Below are 15000 nucleotides of genomic sequence, written 5' to 3'. Positions count from 1 at the left end.
TGTAACAGGCCCGCAGCCAGGCCGTTTCCGGCCGGCTGCGGAGGCAGTCCTGGCGAACTGCAAGCTTCGACACTATGGATGGTGGCTGGAGCGATCGCGGACTGCTCGGCCGGACCCCGGTCCGGCGCCGGATGCCGGGTGCTGCTCGCCTAATCCCCCCAAGTTAGGCCAAGCGCCCGGCATCCTGGTTTTAACGTTTCACCACTGAGGGCGGCAGGTGCTGCCGGAGTCAGGAGAGGCCGGCGAGCTGCTCGATCGGGCCGATACCGAAGAAGATGACGAAGGCGGCGGCCACGGCCCACATCAGCGGATGGATGTCCTTCACCCGGCCCTGGACGCTGCGGATCACCACATAGGCGATGAAGCCGGCACCCAGGCCGTTGGCAATGGAGTAGGTGAACGGCATCAGCGAGAAGGTCAGGAAGGCCGGGATGGCCACGCCCCAGTCAGCCCAGTCGATTCTGCCCACCTGCGCCACCATCATGAAGCCGACGACGACCAGGGCCGGGGCCACGGCCTCGAACGGCACCAGGTAGATCAGCGGGGTGAAGAACATCGCGACAATGAACAGCAGGCCGGTGACGATGCTGGCCAGGCCGGTGCGGGCCCCTTCGCCGATGCCTGCGCCGGATTCGACGTAGATCTGGTTGGAGGACACCGAGGCCGCGCCGCCGGCGATGGCGCCGGCGGCGTCCACCAGCAGGACGCGGTCCACGTGCGGGATGTTGCCTTCCTCGTCCGTCAGCCCGGCCTCGTTGGCCAGGCCCACCATGGTGCCCATGGCGTCGAAGAAAATGCTCAGCAGGATGGCGAAGGCCAGCAGGGAGGCGCCCATGACGCCGAGCTCGCCGAAGGCACCGAAGACATTGACCTGGCCCAGCAGGCTCAGGTCCGGCGCGCTCCAGGCCGGCAGGCTCGGGGTGACCAGCGACCAGCCGGCCGGATCCCCCGCTCCCTGGGACCCGGGCCGCGCCACGGCCTCGACGATCAGCGCCAGCACGGTGGAGGCCGCGATGCCGATCAGGATGGCGCCCCTGACCTTGCGCACCACCAGGGCAATGGTCAGGATCAGGCCGACGATGAAGACCAGCGTCGGCCAGCCGACCAGCTTGCCCTCGAAGCCCAGGCCCACCGGGACGGTGGTGCCGGCGACGTCCGGGATGCGCCGGACGAAGCCGGCGTTGACCAGGCCGATGAGCGCGATGAACAGGCCGATGCCCACCACGATGGCTGTTTTGAGGCTGGCCGGCACGGCCCGGAACACGGCCGTGCGGAAGCCGGTGAGGACCAGGATCAGCATCGTGATGCCGGAGAGGACCACCAGGCCCATCACATCCGGCCAGGTCAGCTCCGGGTTGCTGGCCACGGTGACGGCGACGAAGGCGTTCACGCCCAGGCCGGTGGCGAGGGCGAAGGGGTAGCGCGCCCAGGCGCCCATAATGATGGTCAGCACGCCGGCGACCAGGGCGGTCACGGCGGCAACCCGCGCGCCGCCGAGTTCGGCGCCGCTGGCATCGGCCCCGCTGAGGATCAGCGGGTTCAGCACCACGATGTAGCTCATGGCGAAGAACGTGGCCAGGCCGCCGCGGATCTCGCGCGAGTAGGTGGACCCCCGCTTGGTGATTTCGAAATAACTGTCCAGCTTGCCCCGCACCGTGCCGCGTTTGGCCAGTGCGGTTCCCTTATCGGGCATGGGAATGTCCTCCGAGACGGTTTGGAGTGTGGGGATTCGAATGCATCCTAGCGCCTCGACGTAGGCTGGAGGGGTGAAAAAGCCTCCGCATGCCCTTGCCGTCCTCGTCAGGTTCATCACTACGGTCCTGCTGCTGGCCGGTGCCCTCCTGGTCCCGTCCGCCGCCCAGGCCCATGACGAGCTGGTCTCGAGCGCGCCTGCCGACGGCGCCGAGCTGGAGGCAATGCCCGGTGAGCTGGTGCTCACGTTCAGCAACGTGCCGATCGGGCTGGGTTCCGAGGTCCGGATCCAGGACAGCGCGGGAACGGACTGGGCGGACGGGGACGTGGTCATCACGGACCGGAGGGCCACCCAGCGGATCAAGCCGGGCGCCCCGGCGGGCGGGTACACCGTCCTGTGGCGCGTGGCCTCCTCGGACTCGCATCCGATCGAGGGGTCGTTCGGCTTCACTGTCACTGCCGGCGGCCAGGGGACCCCGGCGGCGTCCGCGCAGCCGACGGCGGGCCTGCCGGAACCGATCGAGACCGCGACCGGGGCCCCGGCCGCCGCGGCCCCGGATGAGCCGGCGGTGCCATGGAGCGTCATCGGCATGGCAGCGGTCCTGGTGGTCCTCGCTGTCATTATCGCCGTCACGGCCCGACGGCGGCTGGGCGGCGGCCGGCAGCAGGGCTAGGCCGGCCACGGCCGGCCGCCGGCGATCGCGCCGCCGACCATTTTGGCCTCGCGCACGATCTCCCGGGTGGTCGGCGTCAGCAGCCCTGCCATGCCCACCAGGTACAGGCCGAGGTTCCGCAGCGTGGCCGCGATGTCGGCGCCGAGGCGCAGGCCCAGGCCCCGCAGGAAGCGGCGTATCTGGCTCTGCGGGCAACCGGTCAGCACCACGGTGTCGGCCAGCAGCACCGAGCGGTCGGTCTGGATCCGCCACTGGCGGCGGGCCCCCTCCGGCCCGGATTCCGGCACCGGCATGCCGATCCCGGGTACCAGGCTGACCTGCCGGGCGAAGGTGCTGCGGCGGACGTCCAGGCAGCGGCTGGCGGCGTATCCCTGCAGCAGGCGCAGCAGCTCGCTGCGTTCGGTCAGCGAAACCGGGTCGGTCATGATGCTGCACGGCGGGGCCGCGGGGGGACGGGCACCGCCGAGCCCTTCGACCACAATCGGCCGGACCCCGCGCCGGGACAGTTCGCTGGCGACGGCCAGGCCGGGCAGCCCGGCCCCGATCACCACCGTGGTGGTGGATTCGGCAGGCAATCCCTCGGCGGATACCGGCACCAACATGCCTCCTCGGACGGTACGGGCGGGGACCTGCGGGCCCCGGTCACAACCCGCTGGCCGGGGAGTCCCCGGCCAGCGCGTCCTCGCAGCCTACAGAACTTTCGGTCGGCGGAGAAGGTCTGCAGCGCGGGCGTGCCCGCGGAGTATTCTGAGGTTACCGGCGATGATGCCGGAACCGCAGGTCAAGGGAGGGTTAGCCATGACAGAAGCATCAGCCGGGGGTGCCCGGGCAGGTGCCGGCCGGCACGGCATCGTGGCCGGCGTGGACGGCTCGGACCAGAGCCTGTGCGCGTTGACGTGGGCTGCCCGGGAAGCTGCGGCCCGCAGGACGCCGCTGCATGTGATTACCGCCTACACCATCCCGGTCTTCGCCGCATCGAGCATGGACGCCGGCTACGCTACCCTCGATGACCAGGTGATCCGCGAAGGCGCCGAGGCCGTGCTGGAGCAGGCGGTGGCCAGGATCGCCGGCTACGGGATCGACGTCCATCCCGCCGTCGAAACCGGGGACGCCGCCGGGGTGCTGCTGGACCTGTCCGAGGAAGCGGAACTGCTGGTGGTGGGCACCCGTGGCCGGGGCGGCTTCGTGGGGCGGCTGCTTGGCTCCGTCAGCAGCGCGGTACCGGCGCACGCCAAGTGCCCCACCGTGACCGTGCCGCTGGCCTGCGCGCCGCGTCTGGGCCAGACGGACCTGGAGGTCCCGCGCAGCAAGAAGCAGCCTCCGGTGGGCCCCCAGGAGGTGGAGAAGGTGGTCGTGGTGGGCGTGGACGGCTCGGAGCAGGCCCGGTCGGCCATGCTGGCCGCGGCCGAGCAGGCCGAGCGCTGGGGCTACCCGCTGAAGGTGGTCTGCGCGCTGCCGCCGTTTACCGGCTCGCTGGCCTGGGTGCCGGCGCCGCTTGACCGGGACGCACTCTATGCGGACATCAAGGAGCAGCTGGACGCCGGCGTGGCCTGGCTCCAGAGCCATTTCCCGGGCCTGCCGGTCACCGGCGAGGTGCTGGAGGGTTCGCCCATCGAGCTGCTGATCGATGCGACCCGTACCGCCGAGCTGGTGGTGCTGGGCACCCGCGGCCGCGGCGGCTTCGCGGGCATGCTGCTCGGATCCACCAGCCAGGGCGTGCTGCACCATGCCAAGGGCCCGGTAATGGTGGTCCCGGATACCAAGGACCCGCGCCTGGAGGACCGGAAGAACTTCGGCCCGATGCCGGAGGACCAGGCCTGAGGGTTTTCAGTCGTGGTGCCGGGTCTCGTGGACCGCGTGCGAGGCCGGCTCCACCTGGAACGTGCAGTGCGCGGTGTCGAAATGGTCCCCCAGGCAGCTGGAAAGCCGGTCCAGGACCCGGTCCAGCCCGTCCGCATTGAGCGCCTCGTCCTCGACCACCACATGGGCAGAGAACACCGGGACGCCGGAGGTGATGGTCCAGATGTGGATATCGTGCACGTCCACCACGCCCGCGGCGGCCTGGATATGCTCGCGCACCGAGGCCACGTCCACACCCTTCGGCGTGGCTTCGAGCAGCACATTCACCACGTCGCGCAGCAGGCTCCAGGCCCGCGGCAGGATCATCACTGCGATCAGGATGGAGGCGATGGCGTCCGCCTGGCGGAAACCGGTCAGCGTGATCACCACGGCGGCCGCAATCACTGCCAGCGAGCCGAGCAGGTCCCCGAGCACCTCCAGGTAGGCGCCGCGCACGTTCAGGCTCTCGGCCTGGCCCCCGCGCAGGATCAGCAGGCACACCAGGTTCGCGGCCGCGCCCAGGACGGCGGCCAGGAGCATGGTCCCGGTGTGGATCTGCGGCACGGCATTGAAGCGGCGCAGCGCCTCCAGGAAAATGACGACGGCGATTACCACCAGCAGCGCGGCGTTGGCCAGGGCCGCCAGGACCTCGGCCCGCTGGTAGCCGTAGGTGCGCCGGTCCGAGGCCGGCCGGGTGGCGATCCAGGCCGCGAGCAGCGCGATGGACACGCCCGCGGCGTCGGAAAGCATGTGGCCGGCGTCGGCCAGCAGCGCCAGCGACCCGGACAGGATGGCGCCGGCCACCTGGACCGCCACCACGGCCAGGGTGATGCCCACCACCCAGAAGAGCCTGCGCCGGTGCCTGCCGGTGGCGGTGCCCGGGCCGGTCAGGCCGTGTCCGTGTCCGTGGCCGTGCCTATGACTATGGCCCCGGTTGCGTCCGGGGGAGCGGACGTGGCTGTGTCCCATCCTCACCCCCACCCCAGTTCGTGCAGGCGGACATCGTCGATGCCGAAGTAGTGGGCCACCTCGTGAACCACGGTCACCTTGATCTCGTGGACCACTTCCTCGCGGCTGCTGCAGGCCCGCAGGATGGGACCGCGGAACAGGGAGATCCGGTCCGGCAGGGAGCCGGCGTCCCACCAGGAACCGCGCTCGGTCAGCGGGATCCCCTCGTACAGGCCCAGCAGTTCCAGCCCCGGGTCATCCCCGGGACGCGGCAGGTATTCGTCCTCGACGACCACGGCGACGTTCGCCATGGTGGCCATCTGGCGGGCAAGCTCTTCGGGGATGCGGTCAATCGCTTCATTGACAGCGTCCTCGAATTCCCGCACTGACATTTCCACCGGCACGTATCCGACTTTACCGGCCTGTCCGCCAGCTTGGAGAAGCTAGGTTTTCTCCAAGCTGGCGGTGCGAAATTTGTCGCCATGTTAGTTCTTCCGGAGCAGGAAACCCGCCCCGTGCCGGGCCGGCGTCGCCGGCTGGTGGTCATTCCGCTGGTGATGCTGTGCATCCTCGCGGCCGGGTTCGGCTACCTGTTCATGACCGCCCAGGCCAGGCCGAGCACCCAGCTCGGCGCTCCGGCCGAGGTGCCGGGCGGAATAGCAGTCATCACCGGCATCATCCCGGTGGAATCGGATGGATGGGAACCGCCTTCTCCCGCGGCTTCCCTCCAGCAGCAGGTGCAGGAAGGCGCCCACCGGGTGCGGGTCCAGGTCCAGTTCACGGCCATCGAGCCCGGCGGACTGGAACTGGACCCCGGTGCCTTCGTGGTGGACGGGCTCGGCTCCGGCCGGCCCCATCCGCTGTGGGCTTCGCCGGGGCCCACCACCTTGGAACGGGGCGACTCCGTGGGGGCCACCATGGTTTTCGAGCTGCCGGACCAGGCCATCGCCCTGGTCCTGGAAGGCCCGGCGGGCACGCGGCTGTCGCTGGGCAAAGAGCATCACAGCGGCAATTGAGCGCCCCGATGTCATGTAACACCAGTCATCTTTAGGGAGGGTGGCTCGAAATGTCAGTAAGCAGGCGGGATTTGTTGAAGCTGGGAGGCCTGGGAGGTCTCGGACTGGTCGGTGCCGGCCTGGTGACAGTGCCGATATCGACCGTTTCGGCAAAGTCCGCGAGCCAGCTCGGTTCCCGGGACATGCCCAGGCCCTATGCGGCCGCGTTCTACCGGCCGGCCCCGCTCAGGCCGGCGTCCACCTCGGTGGATGCGGACGGCGCCACCGTCAACCACTACCGGATCACCATGCGGCAGGCCGATGCCCAGATCCTGCCCCGGAAGAAGACCAGCATCCTGGGCTACAACGGGCTCTTCCCCGGCCCCACCATCGAGCTGGAGCAGGGTACGCGCGCGGTGGTGAAGGTGCGCAACCAGCTGCCGAAGAACCATCCGAAGCTCGGCTACCTGATGGCCACGTCCACGCACCTGCACGGCTCGGCCACGCTGCCCGAATACGACGGCTACGCCAGCGACGTGACCCCTGCCGGGTTCTACAAGGACTACCACTACCCGAACTTCCAGCCGGCCCGCACGCTCTGGTACCACGACCACGGCGTCCACTTCACGGCCCAGAACGTGTACTCCGGGCTCGCCGGCCTGTACCTGATGCATGATCCGGTGGAGCGGGAACTGCTGCCGCAGGGGGCCTTCGATGTTCCGCTGGTGATCAGCGACGCGATGTTTGCCTCCGACGGCAGCCTTGGCTACGACGACCGCGACCGTTCGGGCCTGTGGGGGGATGTGATCCTGGTCAACGGCCGGCCCTGGCCGGTGATGAAGGTCCAGCCCCGGGTCTACCGCTTCCGCATCCTCAACGCCTCGATCTCGCGCTCGTACCGCCCGACGCTGAGCACCGGGGATGCGGTCCACATCGTGGCCACCGACGGCGGCCTGATGCCGGCGACCCAGTCGGTGCGCAATTGGCGGCACGGCCCGGCCGAACGGTACGAGGTGCTGATCGATTTCAGCAAGTACCGGCCGGGCCAGCGCATCGAGCTGCGGAACCTGTCCAACCCGAACAACCGCGACTACGACCATACGAACAAGATCATGGCCTTCGACGTCGTCGCACCGCCCAGCGAAAGCGCCATGAAGCTGGACCCGAAGTGGAACCAGATCCCCGGCACGCTGGCGGGCAGCGAAGTGATGCAGCTGACGCGCGGGGATGCGGAGGAGAAGCGCTCCTTCCGGGTCCAGCGCGCCGACGTGGGCAAGCCCTGGACAATCAACGAGGTCACCTGGGAAGACGTGATCGCCAGCAACTTCAAGTTGGCCAGCGCCGACCCGCGGCTGGGGGCCGTGGAGGTCTGGGAGTTCGAGAACAAGTCCGGCGGCTGGTTCCACCCGATGCACATCCACCTGGTCGACTTCAAGATCCTCAGCCGCAACGGCAAGGCCCCGTTCCCCTATGAGCGGGGCCCCAAGGACGTGGTCTACGTCGGCGAGGGCGAAAAGGTGGAGCTGGCCATGAAATTCGGCCCGCACAAGGGCCGCTACATGGTCCACTGCCACAACCTGCCGCACGAGGACCATTCGATGATGATCCAGTTCCGGGTCGGCCTGGGCGAGGACGACCCTGACGAGCACGATCCGATCAGCGCAGCACCCTGCCAGCCGGATCCGGACACCGACTAGGCCCGCCGGCCATGGCACGGCGTCCCGCCCACCGCCTCCGGCGGCGGGGCCGGACCGCCCTGCCGGCCGCTGCCGCGCTGCTCCTGGGCCTGCTGGCCCTCCGGCTCTGGGTCCTGGAGCCGGTGGCCGTGGCCTCGGACAGCATGGAACCGACGCTGGCGGCGGGCGGCCTGGTCTTCGTCTTCAAGCCGGGGCCGGTGCTGGCCGGGGTCGGCCCCGGGGACCTGGTGGTCTTCACCTCCCCGGTGGACGGAACGCGTGTGGTCAAGCGCGTGGTGGCCGCCGGCGGGCAGCGGGTCGAGGTCCGCGACGCCGTGCTGTACGTGGATTCGGTCCCGGTGGAGGAGCCCTTCGTGGATCCGGCCACGATCGACGGCACCTACTATCCGCGCACCTTCGTGCCGGCCGGCACGGTGTTCGTCATGGGCGACAACCGCGAGCGTTCCATCGACTCGCGGGACTACGGCCCGGTGCCGCTGGAGCTGATTGGCGGGACGGTCATCGGCGTGCCCCGCTAGCGGAAACCCCTGGAAACAAGGGGCCGGAGTGCCGTTTTGGATTTTTCCGGCGGAGGCCCTATAGTTTTATGAGTCCGCAGCGGATCAAACCCGAAGCGAACAAGGCCCCCATCGTCTAGCGGCCTAGGACACCGCCCTTTCACGGCGGCGGCACGGGTTCGAATCCCGTTGGGGGTACGCAAGGGAATCTGTTCCCGGGCCGGAAGGAGTGGTCAAAAGCTCCCGAAAAGCCTGATAGGATAGGTTCTCGTGCAAAGCAAGGCCCTGTAGCGCAGTTGGTTAGCGCGCCGCCCTGTCACGGCGGAGGTCGCGGGTTCAAGTCCCGTCAGGGTCGCTGTGTCCTTCCGGAGGACTTCCGGAGGGACAACGGTGATCATCACCAGATGTTCCCATGGCTCTGTAGCTCAGTTGGTAGAGCGTTCGACTGAAAATCGAAAGGTCACCGGATCGACGCCGGTCGGAGCCACCACTGAAAGGCCCTCCCGCAAGGCACAACGCCCCGGGAGGGCCTTCTTTTTCTTAACCGGCCGGACGAACAGACGTAGCGCCCCACAAAGCCCCACACGGTCTGGTTTCAGTGCCGGCTGGGCCTGGAGGATCCGACCCGGCTGCGGACCTTGCCGGAGACCGCGCCCAAGGCGCTTTCCAGCGGACCCTTCCCGATCAAGCTGCGCCAGACCACCGCGAACGTGACTGCCGCGCCGGCCTGGACGGCGAGGGAGGCAAAGGGCCTGTCCTTGAGGATTCCGGAGGCCATGAACAGCAGATGGGCCGAATACAGGGTCAGGGTCATGCTGCCGGCCGGCGCGGGCACATGGATAATCGGATCAAAGGCCCTGCCCAGCAGCAGTATGAGGCCAAGGACCGCCGCGGACGTGCCGATGGTGTGGAACAGCACCAGCGGCATCGACGAATACGGCGCGACGACTGCCAGCCACCACCAGGACCCGCCCAGGAAGCCGGGGTCCGGGCCGTAAATGAGAATCCCGCTCACGTCACCGGCGTCGAGCTCCGGGGAAGAGGCAACGAGCCGGCCAAAGCCGCCCCCGCCTCGAGCAGGGCCGCTGAGACAGCCCACGCCGCGGTGGCGAGCAGGACGCCGCCGGCCAGCAGCCAGACCGCCGTGCGCCGGGACGAGAGGTTGAGCCGTCCGATGGCCAGGCCGGCACAGATATAGGCCATCCACGGCAGGGCCGGGTAGTACCCCGTGAGCAGCAGGAGGCTGGCAGAGCGGACCGGGTCGTCAAACACATCGGTCAAAGTCGGGCTGTAGGTCCGCGGTGCAGGCAAATCGCCCTGCCGGCCCAGCAGCGCCACCGCCAGCAGGAACATGACCCCGTAATAGGCCGGAATGATGGCCACATCCGGTCCCGTATAGGCGATCAGCAGCCCAAGACCCAGGACAAGCACCGAGCTTTCTGCCTTGTTCACCGCTCATTGCGGCGCCGGGCCGGAGGGCGGAGGGCCCTCCATGAACGCTCGTGGTCTTCTTCTGGCCTTGCCGGGACCTGCTAGCAGTGGGGCGTGTCCCGGCAAGTAGTGTGTCACCGGCGATGCCGGCGGACAAGGCGCCCCCAAGATAATCTCAAGCCAGGCTGGCCACTGCCAGGTCGGAGCCGCCGCCGCTGAAACTCGTGGAGAGTTCGGAGGTTTCTTTTGCCTTTTCCGCCTGTCTGCCCCTGACCAGCAGGTATACGCTGGAATAAGCTCAGGGCCCGGGATGGCCGGGAAAGGTGAAGGGAGCGCGGTGCAGGTCTGTTTCCGGTTGGCCGCCGCAGCCGCAGCGGCGGTCCTTTTGCTTGCCTCCTGCAGCCTGACGCCGTCCGGTTCCGGGCCGGGGACAGGCACTGCCTCCGCGCCTGCGGCCACCGTCCCGGCCCCGGGAACCACCCGGCCGGGTACTCCGGAGGAGCCGGCACCCGGCACCGGGACCGCCGGCCCGGACGCCTCCTTCCTCTCTCCCGGGCGCAGGACCGCCCGCTGGGGCAGCTTCGCTGGCCAGCGCGAGGCCTGCCTGGGCGTGGCGGCCAATGTGGCGGTGCTGCTGCTGGCCCCGCTGAGCTTCCTGACCGAGGTGGACGAGGAGGAGCTGGCCGAGCTCAAGGCCCAGGTGTCCAGGACCCGGCACCAGGTGCCCAAGGCGTTGAAAGAAGATTTCGCGCATCTCGAAGAGGTGCTGGCCGAGAACGAGGATGAGGAAGAGTTCGACGAGGAGGCCCTGCTCGAGGCGGTGGAGCCGATCCGCGACTGGCTGGCAGCCAATTGCAATAGCTGAGCAGGACCGTTCGCCCCCGCCCCGTACGCTTCGCGCACGGGGACCCTGCCTGCTCTCTTGGGACCCGCCGCGAGCTGGCGAGCGGGGGGAAGGCGTGAAGCGCTAGGCTGGCACCAGGAAACCCAGTGTGACGTGCCGATTCGGGGGCTGAGATGGAAGAAACCGCTGGACCGGGTGCGGTGCAGGCGCCCGGCCGCACCGTCATTGCCGAGACTGCCGTGGCCAAGGTGGCCGCGATCGCTGCCCGCTCCGTACAGGGTGTCTACGCGCTCGGCACCGGCGGCCCCCGGGCACTGAGCGCGCTGCGGGACGCGGTGGGCGGATCCGACCTGGGCCAGGGCGTGCGCGTGGAGGTCGGCCAGACCCAGGTGGCCGTGGACATCAACCTCGTGGCCGTCTACGGCGAACCGCTGCAGGAGCTGGCCGCGCGGGTCAGGGCCGCCGTCTACCGGGCCGTCGAGGAGCTGGTGGGCCTGGAGGTCATCGAGGTCAACGTGGAGATCAGCGACGTCCACCTGCCGGGACTGCCCGAGCCCCGGGCAGCGGAGAAGCTGCACTGAGGGCGGAAGCGAGGCAAGGATGAACTACACCGTAGCGGGCATGGCCGTCGGGGCGGTCCTGGCCTGGGCGACGCTGACGTACCGGTTCTGGGGTTTCCTGCTGATGGTCCTGTTCCTGGCCGCCGGGGCACTGTGCGGCCGGGCCGCCGAGGGCAAGCTCGACCTGCGCGGCATCCGGGACGCGCTGACCGGGCGGCGTTCCTCCTCATGAGCGTCCGGCATCCCGGCCGGACCCTGGCCGGCCACACGCGCGTGAGCACCCAGGCGCTGACCACCACGGCCCAGGGCGTGGCCGCGGAGGTGATCGGCATCTCCCCGGAACTGGTCCGCGCCACCTGGCGGGACGACAACGGCTCGCTCGCGCTGTCGCTGTCGCTGCCCGTCGGGATCCCGTCGCTGGACCGGGTCCTGGCCGACCCGCGCCTGGTGGCCGGATTCAACGGCTCCGTGCGGGACCGGGTGCAGGCAGCCAAAAGTGAAATCCTGGAGCGGATCGCGCGGATCAGCGGGTCGGCGCTCAGCCGCGTGGACATCCGGGTGACCGGGGCGCGGATCCAGGAAGGAGGCCGGGTGCGGTGACCCAGCTGAGGAACGGCACCGCCGGTACCGGCAGGGCCGCGGCGCCGGATGGTTTCCGCAGCAGCCTGGCCCGGCGCGAGCTGCACAGCTCGCGCGCAGCAGCCTCGGTCGTCGCCGCGTTCGCCCTGGCGGCCCTGTGCCTGTACGTGCTGCTGGAAGCCGTGCTCCAGGCCCTCGGCCACCCGTCGTGGCTGCTGGACCCGGCGGACTTCGCCGCCTGGCTGCACCGGCTGCCGGGCAATGCCAGCCCGCTGGTCCTGGGCGCCTCCGGGACCCTGCTGCTGCTGGCCGGGCTGTACTTCTTCCTGCAGGGGGTGCTGCCGGGCCGCCTGCACCGCCATCTGCTGCCCAGCAGCCGCGGCGTCGTCGTCGTCGACAACCAGGTGATTGCCGCCGCCCTGGCGCGGCGGGCCCGGGCGGCGGCAAACGTGGGCCGGGAACAGGTCCTGGTCACCATCTCCCGTTCCCTGATCCAGGTGCAGCTGCGGCCCACCTCCGGGATCCCGGTCAGCGCCGCGGACGTGCAGGCAGCGGTGGAGGACGAACTGCTGCGCACCGGGATCGACCCGGTGCCGCCGGTGCGGGTGCGGGTGTCCTCCTCCGGGGTGGTGGGGCAGTGAACCAGACACCGCGCGCCCTCAACCGCGTGATCCTGGCCGTGCTCGGCCTGGCCCTGATGCTCCTGGGCGGGCTGGCCGTGGCGCTGGCCCTGTTTCCCGGGGCGTCCGGCTGGTGGCAGCGGGCCACGGCCGGGGCCGGGGAGAGGCTGGGCCGGCTGCTCGCGGCCACCACGCTGCCCGGCCAGCCGGTGAGCTGGCTGTGGGCCGTCGCTGCCGTAATGCTGCTGGTGCTGATCCTGCTGCTGCTGGCCTGGGCGGCGCTGCAGGGGCGCGGCCGCGTTGGCACCCTGGCGGTGGACGGCGACGGCGACGGTACCCCCGGGATCGTCTCGCTCAGCGCCGCGGTGGCCGAGCAGCCGCTCAAGGCGGCGCTGCAGGAGCGCCCCGACATCGTGCACGCCGCGGTGGCTGCCTACGAATACCGCGGCGTACCGGGGCTGCACGTGCGGGTGCTGCCCCGGCAGGGAGCCTCGCCGCAGGCGGTGGCCGGGGAGGTCATGGACCTGGTGGAGGCGCTGGACCTGGTGGTCGGAATCCATCCGCCGGTGGTGGTCAGCATCGGGTCCGGGGCGCGTGCCCGGCTGGTCCGCGCCGACCGCGTGCACTGAATTCCACCGGCCTTGACGTGCTGCCGCAGGCCTGCCATCGTGGTCTTGATTCGAGGAGGCGGCCGCCATGCAGGAGAAAAGCTGGTCGGTGGAGATCGTCATCGACGAACACGAAAACCAAACACGGGCCACGGCGCGGCTTCAGGCCGAAGGCCGTCCCGGACTGACCGGGACCGGGCTGGCCAGGCTGAATCCGGCGGACTCGGATGTCCCCGAGATCGGCGACGAGCTCTCGGCCGCCCGGGCCCTGGCGGATCTGGCGCACCAGCTGATCGAGGCCACCGCGGCCGACATCGAGAGGGTCACCAAGAAGCCGCCGCACCTGAGCGCCTAGCCCGGCAGCGCAGGCAGCCGGTCAGGACGCGCGGGCGAGCTGGCGGATCTTGATCCAGCGCGTGGCCAGCCGGCGGTAGGCCGCTGCCGCGCCGGTCATATCCCCTTCGACCAGGCATTCGATGCCCGCCCGCACGTCCGTGGGGGACTCGTCCGGGAAGACCAGGTGCGCGACCTCGCCGTAGTCCAGTTCCACGATCGATCTGAGCGAGAAGGTCTCCAGCCACTCGGTGATTTCGGTCAGCTCCTCGAGCAGGTCCAGGCCGGGGGCGGCGATGGCCAGCGAGGCGGCGGCATAGCGCGCCCGGTCGATGCACTGGGAGATCGGTGCGGCCAGCCGCACCGTTTCGATGCCCTGGCCGTCCCCGACCACCTCGATCCGGTCATCCTCGCGGAACAGCACGAACCACCCGAAGGGGATGCCCCAGGTGGCGCTGCGGGTGTGCAGCTTGGACAGCGACTCGGCGAAGCTGTCCGGGTCCAGCCGCTCCTGCTGGGCCACGCGCGCGGCATCGGGGACCAGCAGCCCCAGCAGCGGGTTGCGCAGGCTGTGGGAGAGCGACTCGGCGGCCAGCGTGCTGCGGACCGCCAGCTGGTTCGGGCAGTAGTACGGGGTGTCCAGCCCCTCCGGGGAGGGGTAGTTCAGCACGCGGACGATGTCTTCACCGTCGTGCGGGAACGGGTCCGAGACCGTCCGGGTGATCCGCCGCAGCGATTCACTGCGGTCCAGCTGTTCCGTCGCCTCCCGGTCCCGGCCGCGCTGGGCCAGGATGAGCATCTGCTGCTGGTCGTCGAAAGCGTCCAGCGGCTCGAACACCCGCAGGAAGGAGACGTACGGAAACCCCATGGGCCTAGTCCAGTTCCACGATCACCGGTGCGTGGTCCGAGGCCCCCTTGCCCTTGCGCTCCTCCCGGTCGATCACCGCCCCGGTGACCCGGGCCGCCAGGGCCGGGGACGCCAGGACGAAGTCGATCCGCATGCCTTCCCGCTTCGGGAAGCGCAGCTGGGTGTAGTCCCAGTAGGTGTAGACCCCGGGACCGGGATGGTGCGGGCGGACGACGTCGGCGAAACCCGCCGCTTCAAAGGCCCGGAAGGCGGCCCGCTCCGGTTCGCTGACATGGGTCAGGCGCTCGCGGATGAAGTAGTCGATGTCCCAGACATCCTCATCCTGCGGGGCGATGTTCCAGTCGCCCATCAGCGCGATCTGCGCCTGCGGGTCCCCGGCCAGCCAGGAGCTGGCCTGGTCCTTGAGCGTGTCCAGCCACTTGAGCTTGTACGGCATGTGCTCGTCGTCCAGCGCCCGGCCGTTGGGCACGTACAGGCTCCAGATGCGCATCCCGCCGCAGGTGGCGCCGATGGCGCGCGCCTCCGGAACGGGGTTCAGCCCGTTCTTGCCGAAGGCAGGCTGGCCGGCGAAGGTGCGTTCGACGTCCTCGAGCCCCACGCGGGAGGCGATGGCGACGCCGTTCCACTGGTTCAGGCCAAAGTGCGCCACCTCGTAGTCGTTCTTTTCGAACAGGTCCCAGGGAAAGTTCTCGTCCTTGGTCTTGGTCTCCTGGATGGCCAGCACATCGACGTCGGAACGCTGCAGCCAGGCCTCGACCCGGTCGGCGCGGGCACGGATGGAGTTCACATTCCAGGTAGCAATCTTCACAGTGCCT

Annotated in this window: 20 protein-coding genes and 3 tRNA genes; 15 read left to right on the top strand and 8 right to left on the bottom strand. The window is 69.7% G+C overall.

What is annotated here, in order from left to right:
• Window positions 1–229: 229 nt before the first annotated feature.
• The gene (locus HGG74_RS10840) at window positions 230–1693 is read right to left on the bottom strand and encodes an NCS2 family permease (RefSeq protein ID WP_376766133.1); all 1464 of its coding nucleotides are present in this window, start codon (window positions 1691–1693) and stop codon (window positions 230–232) included.
• 73 nt (window positions 1694–1766) lie between these two features.
• On the opposite strand from HGG74_RS10840, the gene HGG74_RS10835 reads away from it, so the two are divergent.
• A complete protein-coding gene (locus tag HGG74_RS10835) occupies window positions 1767–2366 on the top strand; it encodes a copper resistance CopC family protein (RefSeq protein WP_312856819.1) in 600 nt (199 codons plus the stop codon).
• Here the strand turns inward: HGG74_RS10835 and HGG74_RS10830 are convergent.
• A complete protein-coding gene (locus HGG74_RS10830) occupies window positions 2363–2968 on the bottom strand; it encodes an FAD-binding protein (protein ID WP_168486371.1) in 606 nt (201 codons plus the stop codon). The genes HGG74_RS10835 and HGG74_RS10830 overlap by 4 nt on opposite strands.
• Window positions 2969–3164: 196 nt before the next feature.
• Between HGG74_RS10830 and HGG74_RS10825 the strand changes: the two genes are divergently transcribed.
• Window positions 3165–4187: a universal stress protein gene (locus HGG74_RS10825; protein ID WP_168486370.1), complete on the top strand. Its 1023-nt coding sequence runs from the start codon at window positions 3165–3167 to the stop codon at window positions 4185–4187.
• A gap of 6 nt (window positions 4188–4193) precedes the next feature.
• On the opposite strand, the gene HGG74_RS10820 is transcribed toward HGG74_RS10825, so the two are convergent.
• Both HGG74_RS10820 and HGG74_RS10815 read right to left on the bottom strand, forming a co-directional pair.
• Entirely contained in the window at window positions 4194–5174 is a 981-nt protein-coding gene (locus HGG74_RS10820; protein WP_168486369.1) for a cation diffusion facilitator family transporter, read from the bottom strand.
• A 2-nt stretch (window positions 5175–5176) separates the two neighbouring features.
• A complete protein-coding gene (locus HGG74_RS10815) occupies window positions 5177–5545 on the bottom strand; it encodes a metallopeptidase family protein (protein WP_168486473.1) in 369 nt (122 codons plus the stop codon).
• Window positions 5546–5635: 90 nt separating this feature from the next.
• Between HGG74_RS10815 and HGG74_RS10810 the strand changes: the two genes are divergently transcribed.
• From HGG74_RS10810 to HGG74_RS10785, 6 genes are all read left to right on the top strand, one after another.
• Window positions 5636–6169: a hypothetical protein gene (locus HGG74_RS10810; protein ID WP_168486368.1), complete on the top strand. Its 534-nt coding sequence runs from the start codon at window positions 5636–5638 to the stop codon at window positions 6167–6169.
• Window positions 6170–6351: 182 nt separating this feature from the next.
• Window positions 6352–7845 carry a multicopper oxidase family protein gene (locus tag HGG74_RS10805; protein WP_246262833.1) on the top strand — a complete coding sequence of 498 codons (1494 nt, stop codon included), beginning with the start codon at window positions 6352–6354 and terminating at the stop codon, window positions 7843–7845.
• An 11-nt stretch (window positions 7846–7856) separates the two neighbouring features.
• Complete coding sequence (gene lepB, locus HGG74_RS10800; protein WP_168486366.1) at window positions 7857–8363, top strand: signal peptidase I; 507 nt, start codon at window positions 7857–7859, stop codon at window positions 8361–8363.
• 104 nt (window positions 8364–8467) lie between these two features.
• A tRNA-Glu gene (locus tag HGG74_RS10795) sits at window positions 8468–8540 on the top strand.
• Between the two features lie 83 nt (window positions 8541–8623).
• Window positions 8624–8697, top strand: a tRNA-Asp gene (locus tag HGG74_RS10790).
• A gap of 59 nt (window positions 8698–8756) precedes the next feature.
• Window positions 8757–8832, top strand: a tRNA-Phe gene (locus HGG74_RS10785).
• A 105-nt stretch (window positions 8833–8937) separates the two neighbouring features.
• Here HGG74_RS10785 and HGG74_RS10780 read toward each other — a convergent pair.
• Together HGG74_RS10780 and HGG74_RS10775 are read right to left on the bottom strand one after the other, a co-directional pair.
• Complete coding sequence (locus HGG74_RS10780; protein WP_168486365.1) at window positions 8938–9357, bottom strand: hypothetical protein; 420 nt, start codon at window positions 9355–9357, stop codon at window positions 8938–8940.
• Window positions 9354–9794: a hypothetical protein gene (locus HGG74_RS10775; RefSeq protein WP_168486364.1), complete on the bottom strand. Its 441-nt coding sequence runs from the start codon at window positions 9792–9794 to the stop codon at window positions 9354–9356. Before HGG74_RS10775 ends, HGG74_RS10780 begins: the two co-directional genes overlap by 4 nt.
• Before the next feature lie 316 nt (window positions 9795–10110).
• On the opposite strand from HGG74_RS10775, the gene HGG74_RS10770 reads away from it, so the two are divergent.
• The 7 genes from HGG74_RS10770 to HGG74_RS10740 all read left to right on the top strand — a co-directional run bounded on the left by HGG74_RS10770 (window position 10111) and on the right by HGG74_RS10740 (window position 13339).
• Window positions 10111–10638 (top strand): hypothetical protein, encoded by a 528-nt coding sequence (locus HGG74_RS10770; protein ID WP_168486363.1) that lies wholly within the window; start codon window positions 10111–10113, stop codon window positions 10636–10638.
• A gap of 152 nt (window positions 10639–10790) precedes the next feature.
• Window positions 10791–11198 carry an Asp23/Gls24 family envelope stress response protein gene (locus HGG74_RS10765; RefSeq protein ID WP_168486362.1) on the top strand — a complete coding sequence of 136 codons (408 nt, stop codon included), beginning with the start codon at window positions 10791–10793 and terminating at the stop codon, window positions 11196–11198.
• A gap of 19 nt (window positions 11199–11217) precedes the next feature.
• Window positions 11218–11409, top strand: coding sequence for a DUF2273 domain-containing protein (locus tag HGG74_RS10760; RefSeq protein ID WP_168486361.1), 192 nt, complete (start codon window positions 11218–11220; stop codon window positions 11407–11409).
• Window positions 11406–11777, top strand: coding sequence for a hypothetical protein (locus tag HGG74_RS10755; protein ID WP_168486360.1), 372 nt, complete (start codon window positions 11406–11408; stop codon window positions 11775–11777). The genes HGG74_RS10760 and HGG74_RS10755 overlap by 4 nt, the downstream gene beginning before the upstream one ends.
• Window positions 11774–12397, top strand: a complete 624-nt coding sequence (locus HGG74_RS10750) for a hypothetical protein (RefSeq protein ID WP_312856818.1) — start codon at window positions 11774–11776, stop codon at window positions 12395–12397. The genes HGG74_RS10755 and HGG74_RS10750 overlap by 4 nt, the downstream gene beginning before the upstream one ends.
• Window positions 12394–13005 (top strand): hypothetical protein, encoded by a 612-nt coding sequence (locus tag HGG74_RS10745; RefSeq protein WP_168486359.1) that lies wholly within the window; start codon window positions 12394–12396, stop codon window positions 13003–13005. Before HGG74_RS10750 ends, HGG74_RS10745 begins: the two co-directional genes overlap by 4 nt.
• 67 nt (window positions 13006–13072) lie before the next feature.
• The gene (locus HGG74_RS10740) at window positions 13073–13339 is read left to right on the top strand and encodes a DUF1876 domain-containing protein (RefSeq protein WP_168486358.1); all 267 of its coding nucleotides are present in this window, start codon (window positions 13073–13075) and stop codon (window positions 13337–13339) included.
• A 21-nt stretch (window positions 13340–13360) separates the two neighbouring features.
• Here the strand turns inward: HGG74_RS10740 and HGG74_RS10735 are convergent, their stop codons facing one another.
• Together HGG74_RS10735 and HGG74_RS10730 are read right to left on the bottom strand one after the other, a co-directional pair.
• Window positions 13361–14185 (bottom strand): DUF8083 family protein, encoded by an 825-nt coding sequence (locus tag HGG74_RS10735; protein WP_168486357.1) that lies wholly within the window; start codon window positions 14183–14185, stop codon window positions 13361–13363.
• A gap of 4 nt (window positions 14186–14189) precedes the next feature.
• On the bottom strand, window positions 14190–14993 hold the full coding sequence (locus HGG74_RS10730) for an exodeoxyribonuclease III (protein ID WP_168486356.1): 804 nt from the start codon (window positions 14991–14993) through the stop codon (window positions 14190–14192).
• Window positions 14994–15000 lie beyond the last annotated feature (7 nt).

The sequence above is a fragment of the Arthrobacter mobilis genome, assembly GCF_012395835.1.
In the GTDB taxonomy this organism is placed as follows: domain Bacteria; phylum Actinomycetota; class Actinomycetes; order Actinomycetales; family Micrococcaceae; genus Crystallibacter; species Crystallibacter mobilis.
Note: the sequence above shows the minus strand (reverse complement) of the source record. Positions and strands in the feature narration are given on the sequence as shown.